Origin of the sequence: Bacillus sp. FSL M8-0077 (genome assembly GCF_038050255.1) — a bacterium.
GTDB classification, from domain to species: domain Bacteria; phylum Bacillota; class Bacilli; order Bacillales; family Bacillaceae; genus Bacillus; species Bacillus altitudinis.
Genome location: NZ_JBBPAF010000001.1, coordinates 3483178 through 3499158, shown reverse-complemented (window position 1 = coordinate 3499158; position 15981 = coordinate 3483178). Strand labels below are relative to the sequence as shown.

Sequence of the window (15981 nt, the reverse complement as noted above, 5' to 3'; positions counted from 1 at the left end):
CGCACCTCAGGAAATCTTAAACATTTACGTCCCGACAAGAACCGATGGCCGATACAAAGCCCCTCGAAAGAATGAGAAAACGAGGGTGACAAAAGAGTCATTAGGTGAAAATATCTAGACATCTGACAGAATTTTAGTGATTTTGATGAAAGAGAAAAAGGGATCGAGTCCTATACCATTCCAAGACAGAATATTTTACGATTAAGATGTTTCAATCAAATACATAAGGAGGAAGGAAAAGCATGTTGAAAAAAGTATTTACACTCGTAACCTTAGCTGTATTGACATTATCAATGTCAATCTCTTCACCAGTATTTGCAGAAGCAGCATCAGCCAAAAAACATAAGAAAGATGTAAGAGTGACCATCTTACTTGATGCAAGTGGAAGTATGGCAAGAAAAGTGGATGGAGAGCGCAAATTTGATTTAGCAAAACAAGAGGTATTTAAATTTGCTCAGTCCCTTCCGAAAGATGCTAAAATCCGTATGAGCTTGTTTGGGTCAGAAGGAAACAACAAAAACTCAGGTAAAGCTCAATCATGTGAAGTCATTAGAGGCGTTTATGGCGTTCAGCCTTATGAAAAAGATAGTTTTGAAAACTCTCTAAACGGTCTTGGACCAAATGGCTGGACACCGATTGCACGTGCTCTTGAAAGTGCAAAGCAAGCGGATAAGCAGCTTCATAAGGGAACAAAACACATTGTGTACTTAATTACTGATGGTGAAGAAACTTGTGGTGGAGATCCAGTGAAAGTAGCGAAAGAGCTTCATAACTCAAAGGGATCTACTGTAGTCAATGTGATTGGATTAGACTTTAACGATGGCTATGAAGGTCAATTGAAGCAAGTAGCTAAAGCTGGTAAAGGCCATTATTACCAAGCAAGCACTGGGAAAGAAATGGGTTCTATCCTTACAGCAGAATCATTAAAACTACACGAATAACTTGCTGAAGAAAAGGGAAACGATTGATTATGCTTTCGTTTCTCTTTTTCTGTACAAATGAAAAAAAAGGAGATTTTTTAATGAAAAGAAATATTATATTAACCATTTTAGCGAGTCTTGTTCTGCTTCTTTCTTCACCAGCTCATGCTGTAACGAAAAAGGAACCTGCTCATGTGGTGATTTTACTTGATTTAAGTGGAAGCATGGCACAATCGGTTGAAGGCGAAAAGAAAATCGATATCGCCAAACGCTCGATCCAAAGTTTCGCCAGTATTTTATCAGAAGATACGCAAGTCTTGCTTCGTGTTTTTGGGCATGAAGGAACGAATAAAAATGCAGGAAAAGCCGTTTCTTGTGCAAGTTCTGAAGCAGTTTATGGATTTGGCACATATGAACAAGCATTCTTTCAACAAGCGCTGGATGTGTATGGTCCTACAGGCTGGACACCACTTGCCAAAGCATTAACTGATACGAAACAAGATTTTGAAGATCACCAAGCTGAAGGAAAAAATATTGTATATGTTGTCAGCGATGGTGAGGAAACATGTGGCGGAAGCCCATCACAAGCAGCGAAGCAATTACATGAAGAAGGTATTGACACAATCGTCAATATCATTGGCTTCGATGTAAATGAAAAAGAAGCAAAAAGTCTAAAATCTGTTGCCAAAGCTGGTGGTGGACAATATCAACCAGCAGCAAATGCAGAAGAATTGAATCATATTCTTCAAAAAGAAGCGAACTCTTTTGGTCAATAGGATGTGAATAGACAGCTGGGGAGAAATCCCCAGCTGTTTTTTCATAAAGGATCAATTTAAAGTCGTTTCTAATTCATCAATCCGTTTCTCTACGTAGTGCTGATCTTTTCTTGCATGAAAGGTTTCGGCTTTTTCTAATATCGCAGTGGTATTGTATTCTGGAATCTGGGAATAGCTTTCGTAAACTCCTTTTGGTATTAGCACGTTCCCTTCGGGCCAATAAACTGCGATATTTCCACGTTTCAGATCTCCGAATTGAGCAGCCCCTTGATAGGATCCATATTGATTAAAAAGGACAATGGGATCGCCTTCTTGGACGTAAAGCTCTTTCGCATCTTCTTCATTCATCAAGATAGAATGCCGCTTTCCGCCATTAAAGGCATCCTTTTCACTGTAGATCATAGAATTGAATTGCTTGCCTCGTCTTGTCGTGATATTGAAATGCCCCTCAGTTTTTCGATATTGAGGCAGCTGTGCTGGGAGCAGGTGTCCTTTTCCATCCGGTGTTGGACACACCCCATCTTCGCAAAGCCATGCGCCTCCCCATTGAAAGACATCCCCTTTATGACGCAAATGCTGGATCCCATCATAGTTCCGATTTGCAATGGCAATCTCACGACGAATGTCTTCAGCATGGTCAAAATGAATCAGCTCCGCGTCTTCTGGGCGAACTCTTTTGGCTAGGTCAATATAAATGTCCCACTCAGCTCTGGCTTCTTCAATGCGAGGTCCTTCAATTTCCGGACTGAAATACACCATGCGTTCCGTACTGGTTGATGTACCACCGCCTGGCTGTTCATATCTTGTCATTGCAGGCAGAACAATCACAGTCTCTTCTGCTTCTACCAGTGTAGAGGTGTTCAAAATAATATCTTGATGGACACGGAGTTCAAGCTCGGATAGTGCTTTTTCAATCGCTTCAGGATTTGGCATGGTTTCTAAAAAGTTTCCACCGCTAGTAAACAGCATCTTCAGCTTTTGCGGGTGTTCTTTTGGAAGAGCCATTTTTTCAAATGATTGCCCAATCGTGTCACCATGCCATTTTGGAATATCAAATCCCCATATCTTCTCGATTCTTTTAATATTCTCTTCATCAAAATCACTGCCGGGCAATACGAATGGATCGGCACCCATTTCGCCTGAACCTTGGACACCGCTATGGCCACGAATAGGCATAACGCCACAATGTTTTCTGCCAATAAACCCGCGTAACATGGCAAGGTTTGCGACTTGTGATATATTATCAGTTGCAAAACGATGCTGAGTGAGACCCATACTCCAAATAAACACGCCTGAATTGGCATTGGAAAGAAGTACAGCGAATTCCTTCATTCTTTCTTTAGATAAGCCTGACGATGCTTCGAGATCCGACCATTTTAACTGAGTGACATGCTGCTTTACATCTTTTATGCCGGTTGTATGCGCTTGGATAAATTCATGGTCAAGAGCGGAATGAGGCGCTTGATCTTCCATATCAAACCAATGTTTGATCACACCATTCATAAACGCAATATCGCCGCCTATATTGACTTGATAAAAATCATCCGCTATTTTTGTGCCGAATAAAGCACTTTCTGGAATAGAAGGGACCCAATATTTTTCCATTGCAGGTTCTTTATATGGATTGATGACAATGATCTTGGTTCCTTTCTTTTTAGCGGCGTACATATATTTAGTCGAAACCGGCTGGTTGTTTGCTGCAACAGAGCCCCAAAATATCAAGACATCTGTTCCAATCCAATCACTGTAATTACAGCTGGATGCACCTATACCAAGGGATCGTTTAAGAGCGGTTTTGCTTGGTGAATGGCAAATACGAGAAGCATTATCGATATGATTTGTTCCAATAAATCGCGCAGCTTTCGCCGCAGTATAGTACACTTCATTCGTAATCCCTCTAGCCGTTAAATAGAAAGCAAGCTGACGTTTATCAATCGATTTGATTTTAGCGGCGATTTGATCTAATGCACCATCCCAAGAAATGCGTGTAAAGGCATTCTCACCTTTTTTTCGAATCAGGGGATAAGGAATACGCCCAAGTTTTCGAAGAGACGTGCTATCCATTTGTTTGAGCCGCTCAATATCTTCGAACCATTTTGGATCAATAGCTGGCATTGTGTTAAGCCGTAGCACATTCAGTCTTGTTGTGCATATATGGGGTCCTGCTAGTGTTTGATCGTATAAACCTGATACACCAAGAGCACAGCCGTCACAAACGCCCTGAGTCAATATACGGTACGCATAGAGGAGGTTATCTTTGTTCTCCCATGCCACTTTCATTGTGTCTCGAATGTGTTTCGGTTTTACTTTTCCAAGCCCCATAGGAGCAAAAGAGGCCCATAGCTTTGGTGAGGGTTTTTTGTTGAGTTTAATAGGCCCCTTGTGTTTTGTTTTTCCCATGATATCGTCACCCTCCTATTACTTTGTAAAGCGTTTTTATATCTAAAAATTATCTGTAGATTGTCATTCTGTCAAATTCATATTAAGAGCGGACCGTGACAGAAGAAGGAGCAGTAAGATTTGATTCACGAAGTTGTTTAATATCCTTCCGAATGAGAAGAGATATGATAAACGCAATGAAAAATAGGCCAGAGAAGACCATGAGACTTTGTGTGTAATTGCCTGTAATGTCACGAATAAAGGAGGAAAATAAAGGTCCTGCTAAACCAGCAGCGGCCCAAGCGGTGAGAATATAACCGTGTATGGCACCTAGCTGCTTCGTACCAAATAAATCTCCGATATAGGCTGGAATTGAAGCAAACCCTCCTCCATAGCATGTATAAATGATCGCCATCACGATTGAAAAGATGAGCGGATCTTTTAAGTAGGGAAGTAAGGGAAAAGCAATAAGCTGTATAGTAAAGAAAATCGTATACGTATTTGGCCTTCCAATATAATCAGAGAAAGACGCCCATCCGATCCGTCCTAGCCCATTAAAGGCACCTAAAATTCCAACAAGAGTAGCTGCTGCACCGGCTGTGAAACCAACACTTTCTTGAGCAAGCGGTGATGCTACAGAAATAATGGCAATTCCGCATGTGATATTAATAAAGAGCATGACCCACAAATAATAAAAACGCCGTGTTTTAATGGCTTCATTTGCTGTGAGCTGTGATAAATCTTGAGGAATTTTCCTTTGGCTTGTTTTTAGCACGTTAAATTGTTTGACATCATCAGGTGTTGGTGGTGATAAATAAAGAGATGAAACGACCATGATGATAAAATAAGAGATTCCGAGAATATAGAAGGTATTTGCAATATCAACTTTTTCAATGAGAAATTGAATAATGGGACTGCAAATCAGAGAAGCAAATCCAAAACCCATAATGGCTAAACCCGTTGCGAGTCCTCTTCGATCTGGAAACCATTTGACTAATGTTGAAACTGGTGCAATATAGCCTACACCTAATCCGATTCCAGCGAGTACACCATAAAATAAATAGAGGAGAGGTAATGAAGACATGTGAACAGCAAACCCTGATCCAGTCATCCCAATGCCGAAGAAAATAGCTGAGAAGAGCCCTGATGCCCTCGGCCCATACTTTTCAACGAAATGCCCCATAAAGGCAGCCGATAAACCTAAAAATAAAATAGCGATGCTAAATGTCAGGCTTATTTCTGTTAATGACCATTGAAAGGTTTGATGTAAAGGATTCGTAAAAACACTCCATGCATAAACAGATCCGATAGATAAATGAATCCCCACAGCACTTGTAGCGATCAGCCAACGGTTTTTTGTTTTGTTCATTGTGTTCCCTCCATATAAAGCAAACAAAAAGTTTGATAAGATAGAAATATGTTACATTTTTATGACTTTTTAAAATAATATCACAATTCGTCTGGTTCATATAACTAAATTTGTGTTGAAAGGAAGATCAGATCATGAATCCTTCTGTTAAAACGAAACGACGCATACACCAATATCGCAGAGGTCAAATGACATGTAAAACAGATGAAGTTGTAGAAGAATTCCCTTTAACCGTGCTGGTGAATGGTGAAGAGTTTGTCACACTCGTATGTTCACCGGATCATTTGAAAGAATTGGTGATCGGCTTTTTAGCTTCAGAAGGAGTCATTCGATTTGAAAAAGAGATTAAAAGGTTTACAATAGATGAAAGTATGGGTTTTGCATATGTTGACTTACATCACTCAACTCAGTTCCAATCCTCAGATTTTACAAAACGAGTGATCGGATCTTGCTGCGGGAAAGGAAGACATTTTTATTTTCTCCAAGATGTGAAGACGGCAAAAACAGCAATTGACCGAATCAGCATTTCTGCTGAAACTTGTATTCATTTAATGAAATGTTTACAGGAGGAAAGTCAGTTATTTCAACATACTGGTGGTGTCCATAATGCTGGACTATGTGATACAGAAAAGCTATTCATCACTAGGACGGATATAGGACGGCATAATGCGTTGGATAAAATCTATGGATATTGTTTACTTCATAAAATCCCACTGAGAGATAAAATCCTTGTATTTAGCGGCCGGATATCGTCTGAAGTTCTGTTGAAGGCAGCAAAATTAGGGGTATCAATCGTCATATCAAAATCAGCTCCTACTGAGTTAGCACTGAAAATGGCAGAAGAATTAAATATAACAACAGTTGGATTCGTAAGAGGAGAATCTTTTAATATCTATACTCATCATCAGCGTATTACAGAATAGGAGGCTAAGTATGGTCAGTATTTTGGATAAAAGACATCGACCATTGCGCGATTTAAGAATATCCGTAACAGATCGCTGTAATTTTAGATGTACGTACTGTATGCCTGCTGAAATCTTTGGACCAGATTATCCTTTTTTAGATAAAGAAGAGCTGCTTAGCTTCGAGGAAATTGAACGACTTGCTGCGCTTTTTGCAAAGGAATTAGGTGTGGTGAAATTACGTATTACGGGCGGTGAACCTTTAATGCGTAAAGATTTGCCCGTTTTGATAGAAAAACTCGCAAAAATTCCAGGTATTGAAGACATCGCGATGACAACCAATGGAACGCTGTTACCGTTGTACGCAGATAAGCTACAGAAAGCAGGTCTGAATAGAGTCACCATTAGTTTAGATTCTTTAAATCCAGATCGTTTTAAGCAGATGAATGGAAGACACATTTCTATCCAAAAAGTATTTGATGGGATAGAGGCTGCAAAAAAAGCTGGACTTGCGATTAAGATCAATATGGTTGTCCAAAAAGGTGTGAATGATCAAGATATCTTACCAATGGCAGCCTATTTTAAAAAAGAAGGACACATTCTACGATTTATTGAATTCATGGATGTTGGCAATACGAACAAATGGAATCTCAAGCATGTATTGACGAAAAAAGAGATTATGGAGCTAATTCATTCAAAATACCCTATCAAACCAGAACCCCCTCGATATCAAGGTGAAGTAGCCAAGCGTTATTTTTATGAGGATGGGTCAGGAGAGATTGGCATTATTTCTTCCGTTTCAGATGCTTTTTGTGGATCGTGTAATAGAGCTAGACTATCTGCATGTGGCGAATTATTCACCTGTCTTTTTGCATCATCGGGTTTTGATCTGAGACGAGTCATCCGTAATTCAGAAAATGATGAATATCTAGTGAACATATTGAAGGAACTTTGGTCAAACAGACAGGATCAATATTCAGCTGAGAGAGAGCAAAAGAAAGATCAGAAAAAAGTTGAGATGTCCTACATCGGCGGGTAATGACAACAAAGTATCATGATCATTGATTTTTGAAAAGAAGAGAAAATGCTATAATCACTGTTGAAAATCTTCTTTTAAAATCAGGGCGATCTTTCCTATAAGCTCATCCCCATAAAAAAACAGCAGAGATTCTGCTGTTTTTTAAAATGGTATTTTGTACCTCAAAATTGACGGAGTAAGGATGAAAAAAGGATTTTTATTCATTTTGTCCTGCTTTACATTAACAGGAACTATGCTAAGATCAAATCAATCTTTACCAACTCGATTTTTTCACTCCTGGAATCTGTCCTTTATAGGCAAGTTCACGAAAGGCAATTCGAGACATTTTAAATTTTCTCAAGTAACCTCTAGGACGGCCAGTTAATTCACAGCGGTTTTTTAAGCGAGTGGGTGAAGAGTCTCTAGGTAGTTTCTGCAAAGCTTCATAGTCACCTTTTTCTTTTAACTCTTTCCTTAATTGTGCATATTTCAAAACTAGCTGCTGCCGCTTTTTTTCTTTTGCTATTTTTGATTTCTTTGCCATTTAAAACCCTCCTGGTTTAAGTGTGTATGTTCCATTGAAAGGGGTCTTCAAACGTTGTCCAATCTTGATCAAATTCTTCAGGTGTGAGTAAGCATTGATCTAGTGTACGAATAATATCTGCTTTAGGTAAATCTACACCGATAAAGACAAGTTTTGTATGTCGATCACCAAACTCTGCATCCCACTCATCTAGAATTTCTGGTTCTTGATTTAAGATCCGTGATCGTTCTTGCTCAGGTAAGGCAGCAATCCAGTATGCGATTGGTTCAATTGCAACAGATTTTCCGGCTTGTGAAATCAAAATGGTTAAATCATGATGTGTCGCTAGCCATGTAAATCCTTTCGCTCGAACGATCTGCTCTGGCATTTGATCTAACCATGCATTCAGTCTGCCCGTATGAAAAGGAAGCCTTCTTTCATAAACAAAAGATGAGATTTGGTATTCTTCTGTTTCAGGCATATGCTGAGAGTGGCCAGCATTGATCTCTTTGATCCAGCCCGCAGAAGCACTGGATTTTTCAAAATCGAATAAACCAGTATTCAAAATATCACTAGGCTGTACGATACCTTTAGAGGTTCTAATAATGGCTGCTTCTGGTTGAAGTTTGGTTAGCACGTGCTCAAGCCGATCTAGTTCTGATGCCGATACAAGATCACATTTATTGATAATGAGCACATCACAAAATTCAATTTGATCAATAAGTAAATCGGAAATCTCTCGTTCATCATCATCTGAAACTGCTTCTTTACGATCCAATAAACTTTCTCCTGACTGGAAATCTGTCCAGAAACGGTTTGCATCTACCACCGTTACCATCGTGTCTAATCTGCAAAAACGTGTCAAATCAATGCCCATTTCTTCATCAATGTAAGAGAAAGTTTGAGCGACAGGAATTGGTTCACTAATACCTGTAGATTCAATGACAATATAATCGATATTCCCAGCCTTACAAAGGCGTTCTACTTCAATTAATAAATCTTCTCTCAATGTGCAACAAATACACCCATTAGATAGTTCAACCAGTTTCTCATCTGATCGAGAGAGTTCGCCGCCTTGCTTAATTAATTCCGCATCAATGTTTATTTCACTCATGTCATTGACAATAACAGCTACTTTTAGCCCTTTACGATTCTGAAGAACATGATTTAATATCGTGGTTTTTCCTGCTCCTAAAAAGCCGCTTAAGACTGTGACAGGTACTCTCTTATCCATTTAATTTAGTCCTTTTGAACATGCTCATTTTGTATGCCGCCTCACTTATATAGTAATGATTACGATTTAAATCTTAAAAATTATTTTGTTTCCCGATGAAGGGTGTATTTCTTTAATCGTGGAGAATATTTTTTTAACTCCAATCTGTCTGGGTTCGTTCGTTTATTTTTTGTAGTGATATAGTTTCTGTCACCTGTTTCAGTACAGGCTAAGGTGATTTTCACGCGCATAATTGCTATAATCCTCCTTTATTTCGTAATGATTACGATTTGTATTTTAAAATGATAAAGGCTGATTGTCAAGTTTATTATCAAGTCTATGCCAACTCAAATAAAAAAGGGGTATCCTATTTCATTGATACCCCTTTCTATTAATAAAAGTCACCAAGTTCTTCTTCGTAATAATCTTCGTACTGTTGGACATCGGTAGGGAGTTCTTGGAGAAAGGCTAGTCCACCTAGTATAAACATTAAAACAATCGCGATGAATGAGAGAATAACGGCGGCGATACTTGAAATCGCAAACAGTGTTTGCATTTTCATCATCTTAGCATATTGTTCCAATAATTCTTCGTAAGAAGTATCAGGCGCTTGAATCAATTGTTCAGCTGCTTTCACGGATTTTTGGACATGTATTCCCATCATGATGAGAAAAACGCCAATGGCAGCAGGAAGAACAAGCCAAAACCCACTGAGGATGGATAGACCACCTGAAATATAGAGAAAGATGCTCCCAACCTTTCCCCACTTTGTTATTGAATGAAGAGATTGAATGATTTTCGCAGTTTGTTGCAATTGTGTTCACTCCTTTATGTACTCATTCTTTATCATACTGGAGCATGTAGTACTTTAGGAAGAGTGAATGTTGATCAATTGATCTTTTTTCATCATTTATTTACTTTTTATGATAATTAAATGATTTTCGAACTATCAATCTGAAGTGTCTCTTTCTCAAGAGACGCTCAGTTTATAACTCTTTCCCTAAAATATCTAAGTCGTACCGATTGCCGTCCATTTCTGCGATGCGTGGCAAATGTCCCCAAGTCTCAAAGCCGTGCTTCTTAAATAATTTGATGCTGGCTTCGTTGTGGCCGAAAATAAAGGCAAGTAACGTTCGGATGCCTAATGAGGGTGCCAATTCGAGCGCCTCTTGTAAGAATAGTGACCCTAAACCTTTTCCTCGATAGTTTTGGTTCAAGTAAATACTCATTTCAACAGTACCGTTGTATGCAGGTCTGCCGTAAAACGTTTCAAAACTGAGCCAGCCGTAGATATTTCCTTCCTCATCTGTTTTCACATAGAGAGGACGTTTCTCTGAATGATTCAAAAACCACTGACGGCGGTCTTCTACTGTAACAGGTTCTGTATCGGCCGTTACTTCTCTGGAAGCAATCGTTGAATTGTAGATATCGACGATCGCTTTGAGGTCATCTTCTGTTGCCATGCGGTTGAAAGTTTTCACCATATGTACCCCCATCTTTTTTCATTCATCATACATATTATTGATGCGATTGCGCAAAATAAAAAGAAAAATGATTTCGTGTGTATATATTTTTTGAAAAGTGTTCAGAATGTTGCTGAGGTGATGAAAAATGAGAGAGGAAGAAAAGAAACGTACTTCCAAAATCACAAAAGTTCAGCAATTTTTCCGTAAGCGCTGGGTATTCCCTGCTATTTACTTGGTCAGCGCAGCGGTCGTGTTAACAGCCGTTCTTTGGTATCAATCTGTATCAAAAGATGTGAAAGACCAACTATCTGATGGAAATCAAACAGGACAAGAACAGCGTGATGATGCCGTTGAAGTTGGAAAGCCAATTGAAAATGTTGCTATGCCGGTCCAGAATTCTGAGAATGTTTCTGTCGTGAAAAAGTTCTATGAAGCAGATGCTGATCAAAAAGAAAAAGAAGCAGCACTTGTAAACTATAATAACACCTATACCTTGAGCAAAGGTATTGATCTTGCAGATAAAGATGGCAAAGTGTTTGATGTCACAGCTGCTCTTAGTGGAACAGTCGTTCAGGCGAAAAAAGATCCAGTTCTCGGTCATGTTGTTGAAATTGAACATGAAGATGGATTGTCTACTGTTTATCAATCGTTGTCTCAAGTGAGTGTAAAAGAAGGCGATGAAGTGAAACAGAATGATGTCATCGGTGCTTCTGGTAAGAATCTATATGGTGCTGAAAGCGGCAACCATGTTCACTTTGAAATTCGTATGGAAGGTTTAGCGCTTAATCCACTTAGCTTCATTGATAAGCCTGTTTCTTCCATTGAAAAAGCAGCGCAAGAAGTGACGGAAGAAGCAAAAGAACCTGCTCAGCCAAAAGCTGATGAAAAAACGAAAGAACCTGCTACCGAAGATAAGGCAAAAGAGCCTGTTGAAGAAAAATCTGAAGATAAGTCTGATGAGAAGGAGAAATCCTCTGATCAAGAAAAGTCTTCAGATTCCTCTAAAGACCGTAGTCAGTCAGAAGAAACAAAACAATCTTAATGTCATGTCAGATCCTCTGTGTAGATAAATGCACAGAGGTTTTTTTCTGTCTTTAAAAAACCCTCCGCCATATGGCGGAGGATGTGTTATAAGGCGGCAGGTCCTTCTTCACCTGTACGGATATTAATGGTGTTCTCTATTTCATATATGAAAATTTTCCCATCCCCTGGTTCGCCTGTACGCAGTACTTTCTGTGCTGTTTCCACAACCTGTTCAACAGGTACTTTGCTTAAGACGATTTCGATCTTTAAACGTTCGTACACATTGCTTTCCTTTTTGACGCCGCGGTATAGTTCTGTATGTCCCTTTTGTAAACCACAGCCGTGTACATTGGAAAAGGTAATCGAGGTGACACCAATCTTTCCAAGCTCCACCTTTAATGTTTCAAAATTAGCTGGACGTGTGACAATCTCCACTTTATACATTTTGCTCATAGAGACACCCCTTTTTCTTTAATCTTGATATGCTTTTTCGCCGTGCATGGTTAAATCAAGACCGACTGATTCTTCTTCTTCAGTTGCGCGAATCTTGAAGAAGATGTTGACGACTTTGATGATCACGTATGTGACAACTGCAACAAAGACGTAAGTGGCCACGATGGCAACAATTTGCTTCCAAAGTAAGCTTGGATCGCCGTAAAATAAGCCATTGGCTCCGCCATCATTGACAGATGTAGTGGCGAAAAGGCCTGTAGCAATGCCTCCCCACGTACCGCCGATTCCGTGCAGACCGAATGCATCTAGTGCATCGTCATAGCCGAACTTTGCTTTGAGTGAATAGACGCCCCAGAAACAAACGATCCCGCCGATGATTCCGATGATAATCGAAGCAAAAGGTGTGACAAAGCCTGCGGCAGGTGTAATCGCTACTAGGCCTGCAATAGCTCCAGAGATGGCACCTAGCATCGTTGGTTTTTTGTTGATCATCCATTCGACTAACAGCCAGCCGATGATTCCTGCAGCAGCTGCTGTATTGGTGTTAATGAAGGCATACATGGCGACACTATCTAATGTGAGGGCACTTCCCACATTGAATCCAAACCAGCCAAACCAAATCACAGCTCCGCCAAGAAGTGTGTAGATCAAGTTATGCGGAGAAGAACTTGCCGCTTCTTTTCGTTTTCCGAGAACAATGGCTACGACTAGACCAGCCACACCGGATGAAATGTGGACGACGTTTCCGCCGGCGAAGTCAAGTGCTCCCATTTCTCCAATCCAGCCGCCGCCCCAAACCCAGTGTGCGACTGGAGCGTATACAAATGTGACCCAGAGGAGTGTAAACACGACCACTGCTGAGTAACGAATACGTTCAGCGAAGGCACCAGAGATGATGGCTGTTGTGAGGACGGCAAAGGTCATTTGGAACATCATGAACAATGAATGTGGAATCGTATCACTATATGAACCAGGTTCAAAGCCAACGCCTTTTAGTCCAACCCAGTCAAAGCCTCCGATCCATGCATTGCCTGGCGCAAAGGCCAGTGAATAGCCAAACACGATCCAGACGATAGAGACAATGGCTAATGAGGTTAAGCTGTGCATTGTCGTACTTAACACGTTTTTACTTCTCACAAGTCCTCCGTAGAATAAGGCTAAACCTGGTGTCATTAACCACACGAGTAGTGTGCAGAAGAACATAAATACTGTATCATCCATTTGCATGCTGCATTCCCCCGAATCATTCAGAATTAATAGATTTCTTAATTCTTCATTATAGAGAGAAAAGTCATATATAACATATTCATGTAAGTTTATCTAACATGGTTTTTTGGTCATTATCAATATAAATGGATGAAAAGTTCGTAAAAAATGAGAATAAACGTGCACGAACCACGAAAAATAAAGGGCGTTTGACCTATAAAATCGAACTGAGAAACAATTTGGTTCGCTCCTCTTGAGGAGAATCAAATAATTCTAATGGGGTACCTTGTTCGACGATTCGTCCTTCATGCATATAAACAACTCGGTCAGCTACTTCTTTTGCAAAACCCATTTCATGAGTGACGATGACCATTGTCATGCCTTCTTTGGCAAGACTTTTCATGGTTTGCAGCACTTCGCCTACAAGCTCTGGGTCCAGTGCAGAAGTAGGCTCGTCAAATAACATGACATCGGGCTTCATGGCGAGAGCTCGTGCGATGGCAACGCGCTGCTTTTGACCACCTGATAGCTTTGAAGGGTACACTTTTGCTTTATCCGCTAGTCCGACTTTCTCTAATAAGACATTGGCTTCAGTTATTGCTTGTGCTTTCTTTGTTTTTTTCACCATGACTGGTGCTTCGATGATGTTTTCGAGCACGGTTTTGTGTGGAAAGAGATTAAAATGCTGAAACACCATGCCTATTTTCTGCCTCATTTCATTTAATTGATCTCGTTTTGGATGAACGGGACTGTCATCAATGATGATTTGACCGTCATTTTTTATTTCTAAAAAATTCATACAACGGAGCAAGGTGCTTTTCCCAGAGCCGCTTGCACCAATTAAGACGACGACATCATTTTCATATACAGTGAGGTCGATATCTTTTAAGACATGCAGCTCTCCAAAGTATTTATTCAGTTTTTCAACACGAATGATCTCTTTTGATTCTGTCATGCTTCTCCTCCTAATGATCACTGACTGAAAGTTTCTTCTCAACGGTTTGCACAGCGAATGTTAACAGCAGGACAAGAACTAAGTAATAGACAGCCACGACAAGTAAGTACGTCATGTTGTCAAAACTGTTGGAACCTTGAGTGGTGGCTATGTTAAAGAGTTCATTGACGCTGATGAAGGCGGCAAGTGATGAATCTTTTAAGCCGATAATAAACTGATTGCCGAGAGGGGGAAGGGCACGCCGCATCGCTTGCGGGAGAATGATACGTCTCATGGTTAGAAATCGCCCCATGCCAAGAGAACGTCCTGCTTCTTTTTGACCTTGATCGATTGATTGAATCGCACCTCTAAATATTTCTGCTATATAGGCACCGTTATGGAAGGCAAGCGCAATAGAGGCTGCCCAAAAGTCGGGTATATTTAATTCTGTAAGCCCAAAATACAGGATAAAAATCTGCACAATGAGTGGTGTCCCGCGTACAAGGAAGATATAGGCATTTGCGATATAACCGAAAACGGCTACGCGGGATATTTTTAGTAAGGCAAAGAAAAGCCCGATGAACATGCCGATGAAAATACTGATGACAGTGAGTTGTAAGGTGAGCAGCATTCCTTCTAAGAAAACGCCTCTAGAATCAATCAGCGTTTGAAAAAAGTGTGATAAGGTAGGCAAAACAATCATCTCCATTTGAAGAAAGTGCGCCTAGAGAAAGGCGCACAATCGTGGTTTTAATCCTGTTTGACGTTAATATCTTCGTCAAAATACTTTTCGCTAATTTGTCTTAATGTTCCGTCTTTTTTGAGTGCATCAATCGCATCATTGATCTCTTTCATGAGTTCTTTATTGTCTTTAGAGACAGCGATTGCTTGCTCACTTTGCCCGAGTCTTTCTTGTGCTTCAATTTTAAGTTTTTTCTTCATGGCTTCTGCACCTGTGGCAAAATCAGTGACGACCGCATCGTGTTTGCCGTTGGCTAGTGCTTCTAAAGCGACAACATCACTGTCGTAATATTTTGGTTCCTGCCCGCTATGTTCTTTGGCAATATCCGCATAGGACGAACCTTTAGAGACAGCGATTTCCTTGTCTTTTAAGTCATCTGCACTGTGAATGTTTGCGCCGGGTCTTGTGAAGATTTGTGGACCGGAGTAGTAATACGGTTGAGAAAAAAGGACGTGTTTTTTTCGTTCCTCGTTGATGGTATGACTTGCCACTGCCGCATCGAATTTGCCTGCTTTGACGCCTTCGACGATGCCTGCGAATTTATATTTTTTCTGTACAGGCTCGAGGCCTAGTTTGTCACTAATCGCATTGCCTACATCGATATCAAAACCTGACATCTGATTTCCATCCATGTAACTGAATGGGTGAAATTCACCTGATGCTGCAAATATAAATTTTCCATCCTCCAAAATTGGCGACCCTTTCGCTGTAGAATTACGTTTATCTCCGTTCCCATTTGTTTCATTTGAACCGCACGAAGACAGAAGTAATACTGCAACCGAGAAAAGGGCTGGGACCCAAAACCGTCTTTTCTTAATAATAAGTTTCTCCTCCTTTTCAGCCGTTCTCCATATAAGGAGAAAGTAGGCTTTTAAATATGTGTAGCATCTTACCATTTGTTCCTCATATTCTCAATTTTATATGTGTTTTTCCAACACTCGCCCTTTTTAGAATGTATGTCTTGCTTTTCCAAGAGAGAACTTGAATTGCTAAGGGTAAAAAAGGGAAATGAATCTCATAATAACGGAAGGATTGGCAAAAAACATGTCAGAACACA

At 40.1% G+C, this 15981-nt stretch carries 17 protein-coding genes; 5 read left to right on the top strand and 12 right to left on the bottom strand.

Annotation, left to right across the window (positions count from 1 at the left end; translation table 11 throughout):
* Positions 1 to 242 precede the first annotated feature (242 nt).
* Positions 243 to 941, top strand: coding sequence for a VWA domain-containing protein (locus tag NST57_RS18110; RefSeq protein WP_008343379.1), 699 nt, complete (start codon positions 243 to 245; stop codon positions 939 to 941).
* 80 nt (positions 942 to 1021) lie between these two features.
* Positions 1022 to 1696: a VWA domain-containing protein gene (locus NST57_RS18105; protein WP_341299009.1), complete on the top strand. Its 675-nt coding sequence runs from the start codon at positions 1022 to 1024 to the stop codon at positions 1694 to 1696.
* A 51-nt stretch (positions 1697 to 1747) separates the two neighbouring features.
* Here the strand turns inward: NST57_RS18105 and NST57_RS18100 are convergent, their stop codons facing one another.
* Both NST57_RS18100 and NST57_RS18095 read right to left on the bottom strand, forming a co-directional pair.
* Positions 1748 to 4096 carry an FdhF/YdeP family oxidoreductase gene (locus tag NST57_RS18100; RefSeq protein ID WP_341299008.1) on the bottom strand — a complete coding sequence of 783 codons (2349 nt, stop codon included), beginning with the start codon at positions 4094 to 4096 and terminating at the stop codon, positions 1748 to 1750.
* A gap of 82 nt (positions 4097 to 4178) precedes the next feature.
* Positions 4179 to 5444, bottom strand: a complete 1266-nt coding sequence (locus NST57_RS18095) for an L-lactate MFS transporter (protein ID WP_008343374.1) — start codon at positions 5442 to 5444, stop codon at positions 4179 to 4181.
* Positions 5445 to 5578: 134 nt separating this feature from the next.
* On the opposite strand from NST57_RS18095, the gene fdhD reads away from it, so the two are divergent.
* Both fdhD and moaA read left to right on the top strand, forming a co-directional pair.
* Positions 5579 to 6367 (top strand): formate dehydrogenase accessory sulfurtransferase FdhD, encoded by a 789-nt coding sequence (gene fdhD / locus NST57_RS18090; RefSeq protein ID WP_017368202.1) that lies wholly within the window; start codon positions 5579 to 5581, stop codon positions 6365 to 6367.
* Between the two features lie 10 nt (positions 6368 to 6377).
* Positions 6378 to 7385, top strand: coding sequence for a GTP 3',8-cyclase MoaA (gene moaA / locus NST57_RS18085; RefSeq protein ID WP_341299007.1), 1008 nt, complete (start codon positions 6378 to 6380; stop codon positions 7383 to 7385).
* Between the two features lie 253 nt (positions 7386 to 7638).
* On the opposite strand, the gene rpsN is transcribed toward moaA, so the two are convergent.
* The 5 genes from rpsN to NST57_RS18060 form a co-directional block, all read right to left on the bottom strand.
* Positions 7639 to 7908 carry a 30S ribosomal protein S14 gene (gene rpsN, locus NST57_RS18080; RefSeq protein ID WP_008343369.1) on the bottom strand — a complete coding sequence of 90 codons (270 nt, stop codon included), beginning with the start codon at positions 7906 to 7908 and terminating at the stop codon, positions 7639 to 7641.
* A 16-nt stretch (positions 7909 to 7924) separates the two neighbouring features.
* Positions 7925 to 9121 carry a GTP-binding protein gene (locus NST57_RS18075; RefSeq protein WP_142152957.1) on the bottom strand — a complete coding sequence of 399 codons (1197 nt, stop codon included), beginning with the start codon at positions 9119 to 9121 and terminating at the stop codon, positions 7925 to 7927.
* Positions 9122 to 9201: 80 nt separating this feature from the next.
* Entirely contained in the window at positions 9202 to 9351 is a 150-nt protein-coding gene (gene rpmG / locus NST57_RS18070; protein WP_003214771.1) for a 50S ribosomal protein L33, read from the bottom strand.
* A 140-nt stretch (positions 9352 to 9491) separates the two neighbouring features.
* Positions 9492 to 9914: a DUF5362 family protein gene (locus NST57_RS18065; RefSeq protein ID WP_341299006.1), complete on the bottom strand. Its 423-nt coding sequence runs from the start codon at positions 9912 to 9914 to the stop codon at positions 9492 to 9494.
* Between the two features lie 172 nt (positions 9915 to 10086).
* Positions 10087 to 10584: a GNAT family N-acetyltransferase gene (locus tag NST57_RS18060; protein ID WP_142152953.1), complete on the bottom strand. Its 498-nt coding sequence runs from the start codon at positions 10582 to 10584 to the stop codon at positions 10087 to 10089.
* Between the two features lie 127 nt (positions 10585 to 10711).
* On the opposite strand from NST57_RS18060, the gene NST57_RS18055 reads away from it, so the two are divergent.
* On the top strand, positions 10712 to 11608 hold the full coding sequence (locus NST57_RS18055; RefSeq protein WP_142152950.1) for a peptidoglycan DD-metalloendopeptidase family protein: 897 nt from the start codon (positions 10712 to 10714) through the stop codon (positions 11606 to 11608).
* A gap of 86 nt (positions 11609 to 11694) precedes the next feature.
* Here NST57_RS18055 and NST57_RS18050 read toward each other — a convergent pair whose 3' ends face one another.
* From NST57_RS18050 to NST57_RS18030, 5 genes are all read right to left on the bottom strand, one after another.
* Positions 11695 to 12042 carry a P-II family nitrogen regulator gene (locus tag NST57_RS18050; RefSeq protein ID WP_007497589.1) on the bottom strand — a complete coding sequence of 116 codons (348 nt, stop codon included), beginning with the start codon at positions 12040 to 12042 and terminating at the stop codon, positions 11695 to 11697.
* An 18-nt stretch (positions 12043 to 12060) separates the two neighbouring features.
* A complete protein-coding gene (locus NST57_RS18045; RefSeq protein WP_341299005.1) occupies positions 12061 to 13269 on the bottom strand; it encodes an ammonium transporter in 1209 nt (402 codons plus the stop codon).
* Positions 13270 to 13462: 193 nt separating this feature from the next.
* Positions 13463 to 14203 carry an ATP-binding cassette domain-containing protein gene (locus NST57_RS18040; RefSeq protein ID WP_142152946.1) on the bottom strand — a complete coding sequence of 247 codons (741 nt, stop codon included), beginning with the start codon at positions 14201 to 14203 and terminating at the stop codon, positions 13463 to 13465.
* Positions 14204 to 14213: 10 nt separating this feature from the next.
* Positions 14214 to 14891, bottom strand: coding sequence for an amino acid ABC transporter permease (locus NST57_RS18035; RefSeq protein ID WP_007497584.1), 678 nt, complete (start codon positions 14889 to 14891; stop codon positions 14214 to 14216).
* Between the two features lie 41 nt (positions 14892 to 14932).
* Positions 14933 to 15820, bottom strand: coding sequence for a transporter substrate-binding domain-containing protein (locus NST57_RS18030; RefSeq protein ID WP_341299004.1), 888 nt, complete (start codon positions 15818 to 15820; stop codon positions 14933 to 14935).
* Positions 15821 to 15981 lie beyond the last annotated feature (161 nt).

Excerpts from the sequence above, each read along its gene's own strand:
- NST57_RS18075 (WP_142152957.1), bottom strand. The coding sequence starts at position 9,121 with ATGGATAAGAGAGTACCTGTCACAGTCTTAAGCGGCTTTTTAGGAGCA.
- NST57_RS18045 (WP_341299005.1), bottom strand. The coding sequence starts at position 13,269 with ATGCAAATGGATGATACAGTATTTATGTTCTTCTGCACACTACTCGTG.
- rpsN (WP_008343369.1), bottom strand. The coding sequence starts at position 7,908 with ATGGCAAAGAAATCAAAAATAGCAAAAGAAAAAAAGCGGCAGCAGCTA.
- NST57_RS18035 (WP_007497584.1), bottom strand. The coding sequence starts at position 14,891 with ATGGAGATGATTGTTTTGCCTACCTTATCACACTTTTTTCAAACGCTG.
- NST57_RS18110 (WP_008343379.1), top strand. The coding sequence starts at position 243 with ATGTTGAAAAAAGTATTTACACTCGTAACCTTAGCTGTATTGACATTA.
- NST57_RS18040 (WP_142152946.1), bottom strand. The coding sequence starts at position 14,203 with ATGACAGAATCAAAAGAGATCATTCGTGTTGAAAAACTGAATAAATAC.
- NST57_RS18055 (WP_142152950.1), top strand. The coding sequence starts at position 10,712 with ATGAGAGAGGAAGAAAAGAAACGTACTTCCAAAATCACAAAAGTTCAG.
- NST57_RS18095 (WP_008343374.1), bottom strand. The coding sequence starts at position 5,444 with ATGAACAAAACAAAAAACCGTTGGCTGATCGCTACAAGTGCTGTGGGG.
- rpmG (WP_003214771.1), bottom strand. The coding sequence starts at position 9,351 with ATGCGCGTGAAAATCACCTTAGCCTGTACTGAAACAGGTGACAGAAAC.
- NST57_RS18105 (WP_341299009.1), top strand. The coding sequence starts at position 1,022 with ATGAAAAGAAATATTATATTAACCATTTTAGCGAGTCTTGTTCTGCTT.
- moaA (WP_341299007.1), top strand. The coding sequence starts at position 6,378 with ATGGTCAGTATTTTGGATAAAAGACATCGACCATTGCGCGATTTAAGA.
- NST57_RS18030 (WP_341299004.1), bottom strand. The coding sequence starts at position 15,820 with ATGGTAAGATGCTACACATATTTAAAAGCCTACTTTCTCCTTATATGG.
- NST57_RS18100 (WP_341299008.1), bottom strand. The coding sequence starts at position 4,096 with ATGGGAAAAACAAAACACAAGGGGCCTATTAAACTCAACAAAAAACCC.
- NST57_RS18050 (WP_007497589.1), bottom strand. The coding sequence starts at position 12,042 with ATGAGCAAAATGTATAAAGTGGAGATTGTCACACGTCCAGCTAATTTT.
- fdhD (WP_017368202.1), top strand. The coding sequence starts at position 5,579 with ATGAATCCTTCTGTTAAAACGAAACGACGCATACACCAATATCGCAGA.
- NST57_RS18060 (WP_142152953.1), bottom strand. The coding sequence starts at position 10,584 with ATGGTGAAAACTTTCAACCGCATGGCAACAGAAGATGACCTCAAAGCG.